Below are 13,606 nucleotides of genomic sequence, written 5' to 3' on the forward strand. Positions count from 1 at the left end.
AGGCCTACCGCTGGCCCGGGCCCGACCGTGGCTCGAGCGCCACGGGGTCGGCCGGCGGCGAGGATCGGTGCTCGCGCAGGTGGAAGCCCAGGTCGACGAGCGTCTTGAGGCCGCAGAGCAGGACGACGGGTCCGATCGCCTCCGCGGGACGGCCGTCGGGACCACCCAGCAGGAAGAACGCCCCGATCACCGACAGGTGCAGCACGACCATCCGCGGGTAGGGGAGCAGCATCGTGCGCGACGGGGTGGCGCGCGCACGCTCGTCGCGGCCGAACCAGTGCAGCGCGAGCGACAGCACGTGGCTCCAGACCAGCACCAGCACCGAGAGGACCCAGAAGCCCGCGCTGCCGGTGAACCCGCCGGTCGCGAAGGCCAGCACGAAGGCGAACACGCCGTGCACGAGGGTGAAGAGGCCGTAGTGGAAGGCGAAGAAGCCCGCCATGACGCGCGGGTCCGGCTCCACGCGTCGGCCGTTCAGGGTCATGGTCAGCCTCGCTGCGTCGTCCTTCGCCCGGGCCGTGGCGATCTTGACGATCGTGACGAGCCAGACGGCCACGTTCTCGATCCAGTACAGGACGAACACGTCGCCGACGCCGAGGTCGCCGCGCAGCACGCCCCAGACGGGCACGAGGTTGGCCACCACGAGCAGCACGGACGAGACGACACGCGGCAGGCCCGGGGGCAGCTGCGACCCGGCGCGCGCGACCGATCCCAGACCCAGCAGGCGGAGCAGCAGCGGCACGGCGACACCCTACGACGCCGCGATCCCCGCGGCCGAGGACCGCCGATACGATCGGCCCCGTGAGTGACTACCTGCAGCTGCTGCCCGCCGTCGACGTCAAGGGCGGCCAGGCCGTGCAGCTCGTCCAGGGGGTCGACGGCTCGGAGAAGCGGTTCGGCGACCCCGTCGAGGCGGCGCTGCGCTGGCAGTCCGCCGGCGCGGAGTGGATCCACCTGGTCGACCTCGACGCCGCCTTCGGGCACGGCCACAACCGTGACCTGCTGGCCCGGATCGTCGGCACGCTCGACATCGACGTCGAGATGTCCGGCGGCATGCGCGACGACGAGTCGCTCGCCGCCGCCATGGCCGCCGGGTGCCGGCGCGTGAACATCGGCACGGCCGCGCTCGAGCACCCCGAGTGGTGCGCGCGAGCGATCGCCGAGTGGGGCGACCGGGTGGCCATCGGGCTCGACGTCCGCGGCACGACCCTCGCCGCGCGCGGGTGGACCCGCGACGGTGGCGACCTGTACGAGACGCTCGAGCGGCTCGACGGCGAGGGCTGCGCTCGCTACGTCGTCACCGACGTCAACAAGGACGGCATGCTGCAGGGTCCGAACCTCGACCTCCTGCGCGACGTGTGCTCGCGCACCGACCGCCCGGTGGTGGCGTCCGGCGGCGTGACCACGCTGGCCGACGTCGAGGCGCTCATGGGTCTGGTCGACATCGGGGTCGAGGGCGCGATCGCCGGCACCGCCCTGTACACCGGCCAGTTCACGCTCGAGGACGCGCTCGCCCTCACGCGCGGTCGCTGAGCAGGTCCACGACGTCCGGCGCCCAGCTCCTGGGCCGTGGCACGCTGGGCCCATGACAGGGGAGTGGGACCGGCTGAGCGCCGACCCGAGCACGCCGGCGGCCGCGACCTTGCGCGCCAGCGACGCCGACCGCGACGTCGTGCTCGGCGTGCTGCGCGACGCGTACGCCGAGGGCCGGCTCGACCGTGCGGAGTACGAACGTCGCGTCGAGGGCGCCCTCGGGGTGCTCGTGGTGGCGGACGTCGTGCCCCTGCTCTCGGACCTGGTCGCTGAGCGACGCCCCGCCGGTACGGCGCGCTCCGCCCGCACCGAGGCGGAGGAGAAGTTCCGGCGTGAGTCGCGCGACTCCCGCAACGGCTGGATCGGTGTCACCGCGCTGACCACCGGGATCTGGGCGGCCACGAGCGCGGGATCGGGCGAGCTGCTCTTCTTCTGGCCGGTCTTCCCGAGCCTCGGCATCGGGTTCGGCTGGTTCATGCACCACCTCAACCGAGAGCAGCGGGTCGAGGAGCTCGAGGAGAAGATCGCCAGGAAGCGCCGCGGGCTCGAGCGCTGACGACTCGTCCGGCGGTCTCAGAGCAGGTCGGAGACCAGGGTGACCAGCCCGTAGACGGACCCGGCGAGGAGAGCCACCAGCACCAGGACGACCACGGCGCACCCCACGGTGTCGCCGAGGGTCCACTCGTCGTCGTCGGCGTCGACGCCCATGTTCGGCGGGGGCAGCGGGTACTGCTGCATGTACTGGGCCAGGTGAGCCTGCGAGCAGAAGCGGAAGGTGTCCTTCGCGCTGTCGACGAACCAGTCGTCACCCCACTCGTCCTCGTCGATCCGACGGTGCACGTTCACGACCATGGCCTCGTCGGAGGTGATGTCGATCGTCGCCCGGCAGAAGAAGCACTGGTAGGTGGTGGCCACGGCGGGAGCCTAGACGGGGGCGCCGATAGGCTCGGCGGGTGAGTCTCGCCGTGCGTGTCATCCCCTGCCTCGACGTCGACGCGGGGCGCGTCGTGAAGGGCGTCAACTTCGTCGACCTGGTCGATGCGGGCGACCCGGTCGAGATGGCACGGGTCTACGACGCCGAGGGCGCCGACGAGCTCACCTTCCTCGACATCACGGCCTCCAGCGGGGACCGCGCGACCACGTTCGACATCGTGAGCAGCACGGCCGAGCAGGTCTTCATCCCGCTCACCGTCGGCGGGGGAGTGCGCACCGTCGACGACGTCGACCGGCTGCTGCGCGCGGGCGCCGACAAGGTCGGCATCAACACCGCGGCCATCGCGCGCCCCGAGGTGATCGCCGAGATCGCCCAGCGGTTCGGCAACCAGGTGCTCGTCCTCAGCGTCGACGCGCGACGTGCCCCGACGTCGGGCGAGGGCGCCCAGCCCAGCGGGTTCGAGGTCACCACGCACGGCGGCCGGCGAAGCGCCGGGATCGACGCCGTGGAGTGGGTCCGCCAGGCCGACGAGCTGGGCGTCGGCGAGGTGCTGCTCAACTCGATGGACGCCGACGGGACGAAGCAGGGCTTCGACCTGGAAATGATTCGGGCGGTCCGCGGCGTTACACAGGTGCCACTGATCGCCAGTGGTGGCGCCGGACGGCTCGAGCACTTCGCTCCTGCGGTCGAGGCCGGTGCCGACGCCGTGCTCGCCGCGAGTGTGTTCCACTTCGGCGAGCTGACCATCGGACAGGTGAAAGAGACCTTGCGAGCAGCGGGACACCGTGTCAGGTAGCGCCCCCAGGCCGGCCCAGGCCGAGGCGGTCGAGGCCGAGGCAGCCCGGACCGAGGCGGTACCGACGGGATCGGGCCAGCTCGGATCGGCCCAGCCCGACCGGATCATGCGCCGCGGATTCGGCCTGCTCGGACGCGGCATCGGCGAGCAGAAGGCGCTGTTCGCGATCTCGGTCGTGGGCAGCGTGCTCTTCGGCGCGATGACCGTCGCCGACGCCTGGGTGCTCGGGTGGGCGACCGACAACGTCATCCGGCCGTCCTTCGAGCAGGGCGAGGTGCTGCAGGGCGCCCTCTGGACCTCGATCGCCCTGTTCCTCGGCGTGGCCGTGCTGCGGGCGCTCGGCGTCATCGCGCGGCGGCTCATCGGCGGCATCGTCTACTACCGCCTGGTCGCCACCTACCGCCGCAAGGTCACCCGTCAGTACCTCGCCCTCCCGATGTCGTGGCACCACCGCCACCCCACCGGCCAGCTGCTCTCCAACGCCAACGCCGACGTCGAGGCCACGTGGGCGGTCTTCATGCCGCTGCCGATGGCGGTCGGCGTCATCGCCATGCTCGCAGCCGCTCTCGTGGCGATGCTCGAGGCCGACTGGGTGCTCACGCTCGTGGGCCTCGTGGTGTTCCCGGCCCTGTTCGGCATCAACGTGTTCTACCAGCGCTGGCTCTCGCCCAAGGTCGCGCACGCCCAGGCCCTGCGCGGCGACCTGAGCGCCGTGGCCCACGAGTCCTTCGACGGCGCGCTGGTGGTGAAGTCGCTCGGTCGCGAGGCCGACGAGACCGCCCGCTTCGCCCGGTCCACCGAGGAGCTGCGCGACGCCAACATCGAGGTCGGGAAGATCCGCAGCATCTTCGACCCGTTGCTGGAGGCCCTGCCGAACCTCGGCATCCTCGCCGTGATCGTCCTGGGCGTCGGCCGCGTGGCCAGCGGTGCCGCCGAGCCCGGCGACGTCGTGCAGGTGGCCTACCTGTTCACCGTGGTCGCCTTCCCGGTGCGTGCCATCGGCTGGGTGCTCGGCGAGCTGCCCCGCAGCGTCGTCGGCTGGGACCGTGTCGAGAGCGTGCTGCAGGCGTCGGGGTCCATGACCTACGGCACCGCCACCCTGCCGGGCGCAGGTGCGGTCGACCTCGACCTGCGGGGAGTCTCCTACCAGTTCGACGACGCCGTGCAGTCGGGCGAGGGCGACGACGTCCTCGACGGCGTCGAGCTGCACGTGCCGCGGGGGTCCGTCACGGCCCTCGTCGGTGCCACCGGCAGCGGCAAGAGCACCCTCACGACCCTGCTCTCGCGCCTCGTCGACCCGCGCTCCGGCACGGTCGAGCTCGACGGTCACGACGTCGCGGGCCTCACCCACCGGGCCCTGGCCGACGCGGTCGCCGTGGTCCCGCAGACCACCTTCCTGTTCGACGACTCCGTCCGTGAGAACGTCACGCTCGGGGCCGACGTCGACGACGCCGACGTCTGGGAGGCGCTGCGGACCGTCCAGGCCGACGGCTTCGTCGCCCGCCTGCCCGCGGGGCTCGACACTCAGCTCGGTGAGCGCGGGACCACCCTGTCCGGCGGGCAGCGCCAACGCCTCGCCCTGGCGCGCGCCCTCGTGCGGCGGCCCCGGCTGCTGGTCATGGACGACGCCACGAGCGCCGTGGACCCCGAGGTCGAGCAGCGCATCCTGCGCGCCCTGGCCGATCGCACGGCCGACGGGGGCGGGCCGACGGTCCTCGTCGTGGCGTACCGCAAGGCCACCATCGCCCTGGCCGACGAGGTCGTGCTGCTCGACGGCGGACGGGTGGCCGAGCGTGGCACCCACGCCGAGCTCATGGCGGGGTCGGCGGTCTACCGCGACCTCGTCGACGCGTACGACCAGGCGAGGGAGGCACAGGCATGACCGCCACGAGCACCGAGGTGAGCCTGCCGGGCGTCACCACCGTCCGGGCGTCCGGTCGCGAGATCGTGCGCCGCGGCCTCGCGCTGTCGCCGGCCATCAAGGACGGCCTGGGACTCACGCTGCTGCTCGCCGTGCTGAGCACGGTGGGCGGCTCGGTGGTGCCCGTGGTCATCCAGCGCACGGTGGACTCGGGGCTGGGTGACGGGGGAGAGACGACCCTGTCCGCCATCGGTCCCTACCTGCTCGGCGCGCTCGTGCTCGTCCTGCTGACGGCGGTCGTCGCCTACTGGATGCGCGTGCGCCTGTTCGTGGCGAGCGAGCGCGGCCTCGCCGAGCTGCGTGTCACGGCGTTCCGCCACGTGCACGACCTCTCGATGCTCACGCAGAACGCCGAGCGCCGGGGCGTCCTCGTCTCGCGGGTGACGTCCGACATCGACCAGGTGTCCCTGTTCCTGCAGTTCACCGGCATCATGATCGTCATCAGCCTCGGCCAGATGCTCGTCGCGACGGTCATCATGGCGTTCTACTCCTGGCAGCTGACCCTCGTCGTCTGGCTGTGCTTCCTCCCGCTCGCGGCCAGCCTGAAGTACTTCGCCGCACGGCTGAGCCGCGCCTACGACACCGTGCGCCGGACCGTCGGCGAGATGCTCGCCGTCGTGGCCGAGCCGGTCGTCGGTGCCTCCGTGGTCAAGGCGCACGCCATCGAGGACCGCACGCAGGCCAGGGTCGACGCGGGCATCCAGCGCAACCTCGACGCCAACGTCCGCGCCCAGAAGCTCGTGGCGGTCACGTTCGCCTCCGCCGGCCTCGTGGGCGGGCTCGCGAACGCCGGTGCCGTGGCCGTCGGAGTGGTCCTCGGCGTGGCCGGTGGCCTGTCGATGGGGACCGTCATCGCGTTCGCGTTCCTCGTCGGTCTGCTCGTGGGGCCCGCGCAGATGGCCACGCAGGTCCTGACCGAGGCGCAGAACGCCATCGCCTCGTGGCGGCGGGTCATCGAGCTGCTCGACACCCCGGCCGACGTGGTCGACCCCGGTCCCGACGGGGTCGGTCTGCCCGACGAGGTGCTCGGCGCCCGGTTCGAGCACGTCGCGTTCGCCTACCCCGACGGCCCGGAGGTGCTCAGCGACGTCGACGTCACGATCCAGCCGCGCCAGCGCGTGGCGGTGGTGGGCGAGACGGGCTCGGGCAAGACGACCTTCGCCAAGCTGCTCACCCGCCTCATGGACCCGGTGCGCGGGACGGTGCGGCTCGGCGACACCGACATCGCGCGGGTCTCCTTCGACGAGCTGCGGCGCCACGTGCTCATGGTCCCCCAGGAGGGCTTCCTGTTCGACGCGACGTTGCGCGAGAACCTGCTGTACGGGCGCGACGACGCGACGGACGTCGAGCTCGTCGCCGCGGTCGACGACCTCGGCCTCACCGACTGGTTCGCGGGGCTGCCGCACGGGTTGGACACACGCGTGGGGCAGAGGGGCGAGTCGCTGTCGGCGGGGGAGCGCCAGCTCGTCGCGCTGGTGCGCTCGGCCCTGGCCGACCCCGACTTCCTCGTGCTCGACGAGGCCACGAGTGCGGTCGACCCGCAGACCGAGCTGCGTGCCACGCGTGCGCTGGAGACCCTGCTCGAGGGACGCACGAGCGTCACGATCGCGCACCGGCTCAGCACGGCGGAGAACGCCGACCGCGTGCTGGTGTTCGACGCAGGCCGCCTCGTCGAGGACGGGTCGCACGACGAGCTGGTCGACGCCGGGGGCGTGTACGCCCGCCTGCACGCCAGCTGGGTGGCGCAGGCCTCGCTCGGGATCGTGCCGGCGGCCGAGTGACCTCTGGGAGGATGGCACCGTGACCTCACTCGACCCAGCCGTGGCCGCCCGGCTCAAGCGCGATCCCGCGGGGCTGGTCCCCGCCGTGGTGCAGGACGCCGGCACGCGCGACGTCCTCATGGTCGGGTGGATGGACGACGAGGCGCTGCACCGCACCCTCACGACCGGCCGGGGCACCTACTGGAGCCGCAGCCGCCAGGAGTACTGGGTCAAGGGCGAGACCTCCGGCCACACCCAGGCCGTGCGCGAGGTGCGCCTCGACTGCGACGGCGACACGCTGCTCGTCGTGGTCGACCAGGAGGGTCCGGCCTGCCACACCGGCGCGACCACCTGCTTCGACGCGGACCGGTTGCTGTGACGGCTGCGTCCGGGCGGCGTCTGTACGCGCCGGTGGTGCTCGGCCTGCTGGCGGTGGGTGGGCTCACCTGGTTGGCACTCGGCCGCACCTGGGCCAGCACCCGGCTGGCCCCGACGGGCCTGCCGCCCGACACGATCGTGGTCACGGGCCGCGACGTCGCCCCGCTGGCCGCCGCCCTGGCCGTCGTCGTGGTCACCGCCGCGCTCGCCGTGCTCGCGACCCGCGGGCGCGGGCGGCTCGTCGTCGGTCTCTTCGTCGTCGTGCTCGGACTCGGCGGTGCTGCCGTGTGCCTGGTCTCGGCGGCCGACGTCGACGCGTCGTTGTCCTCGGCCGCCGAGCAGTCCCCGGCCTTCACGGGCCAGGACCTCGGAGCCGTCTCGAGGTCGTCGTGGTCCTACGTCGCGGCCGCGGGGTTCCTGCTCGCGACCGGCCTCGGTGCCGTGACCGTCCGGCACGGCAGGTCGTGGCCCGCCATGAGCGGCCGGTACGACGCGCCGTCGCGCTCACGCGTCGACGACGACCCGTGGAAGGCGCTCGACGAGGGACGCGACCCCACGCTCTGAGCCATGCGGGACGAAAGTCCTGAATTCACCTGGAGGACTCGTAACTCCCGGGTGCACCCGTCGTTGAGATCTTCGACACCGACGAGCGGTGACGACGGTTGGAGGTCCGATGCGCGTACTCGTGCACGACTTCAGCGGGCATCCCTTCCAGGCCCAGCTGAGCCGGGAGCTCGCGCGGCGTGGCCACGACGTCACCCACTCCACCTGCAACGCCTACGTCTCGGGCAAGGGTCGACTCGAGTCCGCGGAGGGCGAGTCGATCACCTTCGAGACCGTGGGCGACGGCATCGTGTTCGACAAGAGCCGCTTCGTCCATCGTCTGCTCCTCGAGCTGAGGCTGGGGTTCGAGCTGGTCCGCCACGTCCGACGCGTCCGTCCCGACGTCGCCCTCATGTCCAACGTCCAGATCCCGACCCTGGTGGTCTTCGCGGCCGCGATGCTCGTGCTGCGCCAGCCGTGGGTGCTCTGGCACCAGGACGTGTACTCCGTGGCGGTGCGGTCCTTCGCCGGCGCGAAGCTCTCACGCTCCTTCCGTGCGGTGGCGGTCGGCTTCGAGGTCGCCGAGCGGTGGACGTCGCGCCGCGCCCGCGAGATCGTCGTCATCGCCGAGTCCTTCGTGCCCGTGCACGCGGGATGGGGCACGGCCGCCAAGGTGACGGTCATCGCGAACTGGGCCCCGCTCGACGAGATCGTGCCCTGTCCGCGCAAGAACGACTGGGCGGTCGAGAACGAGCTCGACGACGTCGACACGATCCTGTACTCGGGGACCCTCGGGCTCAAGCACGACCCCGCGCTGCTGGTCCAGCTCACCGCCGCGGTGCGCGAGCGCGGCCGTGAGGTCCGGCTGGTCGTCGTGAACGAGGGGCCCGCCGTCCCGGTCCTGCGGGCCGAGGCCGCCGCGCTCGACGTCCCGCTCACGCTGCTGCCGTTCCAGCCCTACGACCGGCTCCCGGAGGTGCTGGCCAGCGGCGACGTGCTCGTGGTCCTGCTCGACCAGCAGGCGGGCGCGTTCTCCGTCCCGTCCAAGACGCTGTCCTACCTGTGCGCCGGTCGTCCCGTGGTGGGACTGATGCCCGAGGAGAACGCCGCCTCCGGGCTGGTGCGCCGGGCGGGCGGGCACGTCGGCCGACCCGACGCCGCCTCGCTCCCGGCAGCGGCCGCGTGGGTCGACCAGCTCCTGGGCGAGCCCGGACGTCGCGACGACGTCGGTGCCGAGGCGCGCGACCTCGCCGAGCAGGAGTTCTCCCTGGCCTCGTGCGCCGACCGCTTCGAGTCCGTGCTGCTGCGGAGCGCGCGATGAGTGCCGCGACGCGGGCCGTCACCGGTCTCGACGTCGGGGTGCGTGACGTGTCGCGGCCCACCGGCGTGCCGCTGGTCGTCGTCGGACCGTTGACCCGCACGGGCCGTGAGCTGGCCGACCGGCACGGCGGGCCGGTGCTCTCCGTCTCGCGTGGCGCGACCGACGCGGCGGCCCTGCGGGCCGCCGGAGCCGACGTGGTCGACGTGGCCGGCGACGAGCTCGCCACGCTGCTCCGTGACGTCGAGTCCGTGGACGTCGCGGTCTGCGCGCTCGGACCGGTGCACCCGGGGCCGGTGGACCTCGTGGGTGACACCGCGGCGACGGAGCGCGACCTCGCCTTCCTGCGCCGGGTGCTGGACGCGGCGGCCGGTCGTCCGGTCCGGCTCGTCCTCGTGTCCTCCGTCGTGGCGCTGGCACCCACGGCCGACCGGCGCTACTACGGGGGCTTCAAGTCCCTGGTGGAGCAGGCGCTCGTAACACTCGTCGCCGAGCACCCCGCCGCGCGCCTCGACGTCCTCTACCCGGGACGTCTCGTCGCCGGCGGCGAGCGCACCCGTCCTTGGCACCGCCTCCACGCCGGTTTCTCCGGCCTCGCGGTCCGCGTCGAGCGATGCCTGCAGGACCGGGCAGCGCGAGCCGGGCGTCGCCGCGTCGTGGGCCTGGACGCCCGTCTGTGGCTGCTCGTGCGGTCCCTCTCACTCGTCGTCTCGGGCGCTCTGCCCGGGCGGATCGACCCACCCCTCGAGCTTGTCGGCACCAAGGAGACCTCCTGATGTGGAAGAAGCGTTCGCTCGACCTGCTGCTGACCGTGGCCGGAGCCGTCGTCTGGGTCCCGGTCGTCCTCACGGTGGCCCTGGCCGTCCTCGTGTCGGAGGGGCGCCCGGTGTTCTACCGGTCACGCCGCCGGGTGAGCGTCGACGAGGTCGTGCTGCTGACCAAGTTCCGCACGATGGTGCGCAACGCCGACAAGCTCGTGAACCGTGAGACCGTGCCGGTCGCGTCCGACACCCGCTTCCTCAACATCCCGGCCGACTCACCGCTCTACACCCGGATCGGTCGCTTCGTGGAGCGCTTCGCGCTCACCGAGCTGCCGCAGCTCTGGCACGTCCTGCGCGGCGACATGAGCGTGGTGGGCAACCGTCCGCTGCCGCAGAACGTCATCGACTGCCTCCGCGAGGAGTACCCGCAGGTCTCCGACCGGTTCCTGACGCGTGCCGGCCTGACCGGCCCGGCCCAGCTCGTCGGCCGCGAGGCGCTCACCGACGGCGAGCGCCTCGAGCTGGAGGCGGCCTACTGCCGCGCCTGCCTCAACGGCTACCAGGCGAAGCTCGACGTCGTGATCCTGGCCGCGACGATCTTCGGGGTCCTCGGCATCGGCAAGCAGCTCGGCCGCCGCGACGTGATGGACCTGATCGCGCGTCACTCCGGCCGCCCCCGCAGCGCCGCCGTCCTGGCGCCCGCTCCCGCGTCCTCGGTGCTCGCACGGTCGCAGCCGTCCTGAGCGACGCCCTCCGGGGCGCACCGGCCGACGCCGATGCGCCCCGGTAGGCTGTCGCCCGTCGTCCCCCTCGCAGGAGAGAGAGCTGCATGTCGCACGGATCGTCGCCCGCGTCCTGGACCGCCGTCCTGGTCTGCCTCGCAGGCTTCACCATCGGCGGGATCGCTCTGATCCCCGAGCCGCACTGGGTGCCCTTCACGATCGGTGTCGTGCTCGCGGTCGCCGCGGGTCCGATCGGCCTGATCATGTCGCGCATGGGTCTGGGCGCCGAGCGCGCACCCGGCCACGGTGACCGGCCGCACGGCGTCGACGAGCACCGCGCGACGACCGACTGACGCTCCCATGAGCCCCGACGTGCCCCAGGGGCCCCGTTACCCGAGCTACCCGGGGGAGCAGCAGCCCGGCGGTGCCGGCCCGACGCACGGCACGCCCTGGTCGCCGCCCGCGCAGCCGGACGTCCGTGCGGGCGTCCAGCCTGGCGCGCCGGCCTTCCCTGGCCAGGCGGACCGCTCGGTCCCGGAGGAGCCCGCGGGGTGGTGGATCCGCGTGCTCGCGTCGTTCGTCGACGGACTCATCGTGCTGGCGCTGTCGATCGTGCCGATCGTCGGCGGGTTCGTGCTGCTCTTCGTCGACGCCGACTACGACGAGGTCACCGACGAGTTCACGAACACCAACCCGTGGGGACTCGTGGTCGTCGGGCTCGGGTTCGTCCTGTACCTCGGGTTCGACCTGTGGAACCGAGGTCTGAGGGTCGGGTACCGCGGACAGAGCCTCGGCAAGCAGCTGGTGGGCGTGCACGTCGTCGGACGTGACGGCGCACCGGTCGGCGCCCTCGAGGGATTCTTCCGGTGGCTCGTCGCCGGTCTGCTGCAGTGGACCTTCATCGGCCTGCTCGTCGACCTGCTCTGGCCCCTGTGGGACGAGCGCAAGCAGACCGTGCACGACAAGGCGATCAACACCTACCCCGTGCGTCGCTGACGTCGGGACACGCCGCGCGGCCGGACGTTGGACGTTCTGCCCAGTCCACGCTTGGATGGACACGAGCCGGGGCGACACCCGGCCCGACCGGAAGAGGACCCATGGAGCCGTTCCCCGCAAGCCCCGAGCCCGAGTACCGTCCCGACGCCAAGGGTCCGGCCCCGGCGTCGGTGCAGAACGCCGTCAAGCTGATCTGGGTCAGCGTCGGCCTCAGCCTGATCTCGACCGTCCTGACCTTCACGATGATCGACGACCTGGTGGACCAGGCCATCGAGAGCGCCGGTTCCGGAACGACCCTGGACCGCGACGCCGCTCGCGCCGGCGTGATGATCAGTCTCGTCATCGGCGTCGTCATCGGCGTCGCCCTCGCCGCGATGTTCGCCTACTTCATCGGCAAGGGCGCCAACTGGGCGCGCATCGTCTACACCGTGCTGGGCGTCATCGGCGTGCTCTTCGGCCTGATGGGCCTGGGCAACCAGCCTGCGCTGCTGCTGGTCCTGTCGATCATCAGCACCCTGCTGACGATCGCCACCGTCTTCCTGCTGTTCCGACCGGAGTCCAACGCCTACTTCAAGAAGGCCTGATCTCCGCGGCGAGACCCGGTTCCTCGTGACGCAGGCACGCGACCTGCTCCGGTCGGGCCCCCTGTGGGGTGGCCTGGCCGGAGCAGTCCTGCTGGGGGTGGTGGCGGTGCGGGACCCGCACGTCCCGGGCGCCTTCGGCGCCTGTCCGTTCCTCGCAGCGACGGGTCTGCCCTGCGCGGGGTGCGGTGGGCTGCGTGCCACGCACGACCTGCTCCACGGCGACGTGGGTGCGGCGCTGGCCCAGAACGCGCTCGCGGTCGGGCTGGTGCTCCTCGCGGCGGTCGCCTGGACGCGGTGGGCCGTCCGAGCCGCCGGGAGGGGGCCGGCCCGCGTCTCGGGCCCCGGCGCCACCACCACGTCGACGGGTGTCTCGTCGACGTTGCTCCTCGTCGTGGGCGTGGTCGTCGTGGTCTTCACCCTCGTGCGGTGGACCCCTGCAGGGGGAGTGCTCGGACCCTGACCGACCCGCGGGGTCGGTGCGGTCTACCCTGGAGGGCAGGAGAAGTGCCGACGACGAGGAGGTGGCCATGACCGTGCTCGACGACATCCTCGAGGGCGTCGCGGCCGACCGCGTCGCACGTCAGGCCACGTGCTCGCTCGACCAGCTCAAGGAGCAGGCGCTGCGCCAGCCCCCGGCGCTCGACCCGATGCCGGCGTTCCGGGCCGACGGCGTGAGCGTCATCGCCGAGGTCAAGCGCTCCAGCCCGAGCAAGGGCGCGCTCGCCGCGATCAAGGACCCCGCCGCGCTCGCCTGCGACTACGCCGCCGGCGGAGCGGCCGCCATCAGCGTGCTCACCGAGCAGCGCCGCTTCGACGGCAGCCTCGACGACCTGCGCGCGGTGCGTGCCCAGGTCGACGTGCCGCTGCTGCGCAAGGACTTCATGACGACCTCCTACGAGCTGTGGGAGGCCCGCGCCGCCGGTGCCGACATGGCCCTGCTCATCGTCGCGGCGCTCGACCAGGAGGCCCTCGTGAGCCTCGTCGAGCGCGCCCGGTCCATCGGCCTCACGCCTCTCGTGGAGGTCCACGACGAGGAGGAAGTCGAGCGGGCGCTCGACGCCGGAGCGCAGCTCGTCGGCGTCAACGCGCGCGACCTCAAGACGCTCGAGGTCAAGCGCGACACCTTCGAACGTCTGGCCCCACGGATCCCCGACGGTGTGGTCCGGGTCGCCGAGTCCGGCGTGCGCGGTCCGCACGACGTGCTCGAGTACGCCCGCGCCGGTGCCCACGTGGTGCTGGTCGGCGAGACCCTCGTACGGGGCGACGACCCGCGGGCCACGGTCGCCGACCTCGTGGCCGCCGGCGCCCACCCCGCCCTGCAGCAGAGGTCCTGACGTGGTCACGACGCCACTGCGGCGAT

Annotated in this window: 17 protein-coding genes; 15 read left to right on the forward strand and 2 right to left on the reverse strand. The window is 72.5% G+C overall.

Annotated elements, in window-relative coordinates:
• Positions 1-4: 4 nt before the first annotated feature.
• Positions 5-742, reverse strand: coding sequence for a DUF6498-containing protein (locus tag NBW76_RS09100; protein WP_055965807.1), 738 nt, complete (start codon positions 740-742; stop codon positions 5-7).
• A 59-nt stretch (positions 743-801) separates the two neighbouring features.
• Between NBW76_RS09100 and priA the strand changes: the two genes are divergently transcribed.
• Complete coding sequence (gene priA / locus NBW76_RS09105; protein ID WP_055965809.1) at positions 802-1,533, forward strand: bifunctional 1-(5-phosphoribosyl)-5-((5-phosphoribosylamino)methylideneamino)imidazole-4-carboxamide isomerase/phosphoribosylanthranilate isomerase PriA; 732 nt, start codon at positions 802-804, stop codon at positions 1,531-1,533.
• 52 nt (positions 1,534-1,585) lie between these two features.
• Complete coding sequence (locus NBW76_RS09110; protein ID WP_056555656.1) at positions 1,586-2,089, forward strand: DUF1707 domain-containing protein; 504 nt, start codon at positions 1,586-1,588, stop codon at positions 2,087-2,089.
• A 17-nt stretch (positions 2,090-2,106) separates the two neighbouring features.
• Here the strand turns inward: NBW76_RS09110 and NBW76_RS09115 are convergent, their stop codons facing one another.
• Positions 2,107-2,448 (reverse strand): hypothetical protein, encoded by a 342-nt coding sequence (locus tag NBW76_RS09115; protein ID WP_055965814.1) that lies wholly within the window; start codon positions 2,446-2,448, stop codon positions 2,107-2,109.
• Between the two features lie 38 nt (positions 2,449-2,486).
• Between NBW76_RS09115 and hisF the strand changes: the two genes are divergently transcribed.
• From hisF to trpC, 13 genes are all read left to right on the forward strand, one after another.
• Positions 2,487-3,263, forward strand: a complete 777-nt coding sequence (gene hisF / locus NBW76_RS09120; RefSeq protein ID WP_056555658.1) for an imidazole glycerol phosphate synthase subunit HisF — start codon at positions 2,487-2,489, stop codon at positions 3,261-3,263.
• Positions 3,253-5,145: an ABC transporter ATP-binding protein gene (locus NBW76_RS09125; RefSeq protein ID WP_369815010.1), complete on the forward strand. Its 1,893-nt coding sequence runs from the start codon at positions 3,253-3,255 to the stop codon at positions 5,143-5,145. Before hisF ends, NBW76_RS09125 begins: the two co-directional genes overlap by 11 nt.
• Positions 5,142-6,965 (forward strand): ABC transporter ATP-binding protein, encoded by a 1,824-nt coding sequence (locus NBW76_RS09130; protein WP_055965821.1) that lies wholly within the window; start codon positions 5,142-5,144, stop codon positions 6,963-6,965. Before NBW76_RS09125 ends, NBW76_RS09130 begins: the two co-directional genes overlap by 4 nt.
• A gap of 19 nt (positions 6,966-6,984) precedes the next feature.
• Positions 6,985-7,323, forward strand: coding sequence for a phosphoribosyl-AMP cyclohydrolase (hisI, locus tag NBW76_RS09135; protein ID WP_056555661.1), 339 nt, complete (start codon positions 6,985-6,987; stop codon positions 7,321-7,323).
• Complete coding sequence (locus tag NBW76_RS09140; RefSeq protein ID WP_056555663.1) at positions 7,320-7,886, forward strand: Trp biosynthesis-associated membrane protein; 567 nt, start codon at positions 7,320-7,322, stop codon at positions 7,884-7,886. Before hisI ends, NBW76_RS09140 begins: the two co-directional genes overlap by 4 nt.
• Positions 7,887-7,995: 109 nt before the next feature.
• The gene (locus tag NBW76_RS09145) at positions 7,996-9,186 is read left to right on the forward strand and encodes a glycosyltransferase family 4 protein (protein WP_056555666.1); all 1,191 of its coding nucleotides are present in this window, start codon (positions 7,996-7,998) and stop codon (positions 9,184-9,186) included.
• Positions 9,183-9,959, forward strand: a complete 777-nt coding sequence (locus tag NBW76_RS09150) for a hypothetical protein (RefSeq protein WP_056555669.1) — start codon at positions 9,183-9,185, stop codon at positions 9,957-9,959. Before NBW76_RS09145 ends, NBW76_RS09150 begins: the two co-directional genes overlap by 4 nt.
• A complete protein-coding gene (locus NBW76_RS09155) occupies positions 9,959-10,687 on the forward strand; it encodes a sugar transferase (RefSeq protein ID WP_055965832.1) in 729 nt (242 codons plus the stop codon). The genes NBW76_RS09150 and NBW76_RS09155 overlap by 1 nt, the downstream gene beginning before the upstream one ends.
• 86 nt (positions 10,688-10,773) lie before the next feature.
• The gene (locus NBW76_RS09160; RefSeq protein ID WP_055965834.1) at positions 10,774-11,019 is read left to right on the forward strand and encodes an HGxxPAAW family protein; all 246 of its coding nucleotides are present in this window, start codon (positions 10,774-10,776) and stop codon (positions 11,017-11,019) included.
• A gap of 7 nt (positions 11,020-11,026) precedes the next feature.
• Positions 11,027-11,662, forward strand: coding sequence for an RDD family protein (locus NBW76_RS09165; protein WP_056555672.1), 636 nt, complete (start codon positions 11,027-11,029; stop codon positions 11,660-11,662).
• A 101-nt stretch (positions 11,663-11,763) separates the two neighbouring features.
• Positions 11,764-12,246: a hypothetical protein gene (locus NBW76_RS09170; RefSeq protein ID WP_056555674.1), complete on the forward strand. Its 483-nt coding sequence runs from the start codon at positions 11,764-11,766 to the stop codon at positions 12,244-12,246.
• 25 nt (positions 12,247-12,271) lie between these two features.
• On the forward strand, positions 12,272-12,706 hold the full coding sequence (locus tag NBW76_RS09175) for a DUF2752 domain-containing protein (protein WP_056555676.1): 435 nt from the start codon (positions 12,272-12,274) through the stop codon (positions 12,704-12,706).
• Positions 12,707-12,773: 67 nt separating this feature from the next.
• The gene (trpC, locus tag NBW76_RS09180) at positions 12,774-13,580 is read left to right on the forward strand and encodes an indole-3-glycerol phosphate synthase TrpC (protein ID WP_056555678.1); all 807 of its coding nucleotides are present in this window, start codon (positions 12,774-12,776) and stop codon (positions 13,578-13,580) included.
• Positions 13,581-13,606: the final 26 nt, after the last annotated feature.

Source organism: Aeromicrobium sp. Leaf245 (assembly GCF_942548115.1).
Taxonomy (GTDB): Bacteria; Actinomycetota; Actinomycetes; order Propionibacteriales; family Nocardioidaceae; genus Aeromicrobium.

Bases quoted from the DNA above. Each gene is read 5' to 3' on its own strand.
- trpC (WP_056555678.1), top strand. From the start codon at position 12,774: ATGACCGTGCTCGACGACATCCTCGAGGGCGTCGCGGCCGACCGCGTC.
- NBW76_RS09130 (WP_055965821.1), top strand. From the start codon at position 5,142: ATGACCGCCACGAGCACCGAGGTGAGCCTGCCGGGCGTCACCACCGTC.
- NBW76_RS09160 (WP_055965834.1), top strand. From the start codon at position 10,774: ATGTCGCACGGATCGTCGCCCGCGTCCTGGACCGCCGTCCTGGTCTGC.
- NBW76_RS09145 (WP_056555666.1), top strand. From the start codon at position 7,996: ATGCGCGTACTCGTGCACGACTTCAGCGGGCATCCCTTCCAGGCCCAG.
- NBW76_RS09155 (WP_055965832.1), top strand. From the start codon at position 9,959: ATGTGGAAGAAGCGTTCGCTCGACCTGCTGCTGACCGTGGCCGGAGCC.
- NBW76_RS09170 (WP_056555674.1), top strand. From the start codon at position 11,764: ATGGAGCCGTTCCCCGCAAGCCCCGAGCCCGAGTACCGTCCCGACGCC.
- NBW76_RS09150 (WP_056555669.1), top strand. From the start codon at position 9,183: ATGAGTGCCGCGACGCGGGCCGTCACCGGTCTCGACGTCGGGGTGCGT.
- NBW76_RS09165 (WP_056555672.1), top strand. From the start codon at position 11,027: ATGAGCCCCGACGTGCCCCAGGGGCCCCGTTACCCGAGCTACCCGGGG.
- NBW76_RS09110 (WP_056555656.1), top strand. From the start codon at position 1,586: ATGACAGGGGAGTGGGACCGGCTGAGCGCCGACCCGAGCACGCCGGCG.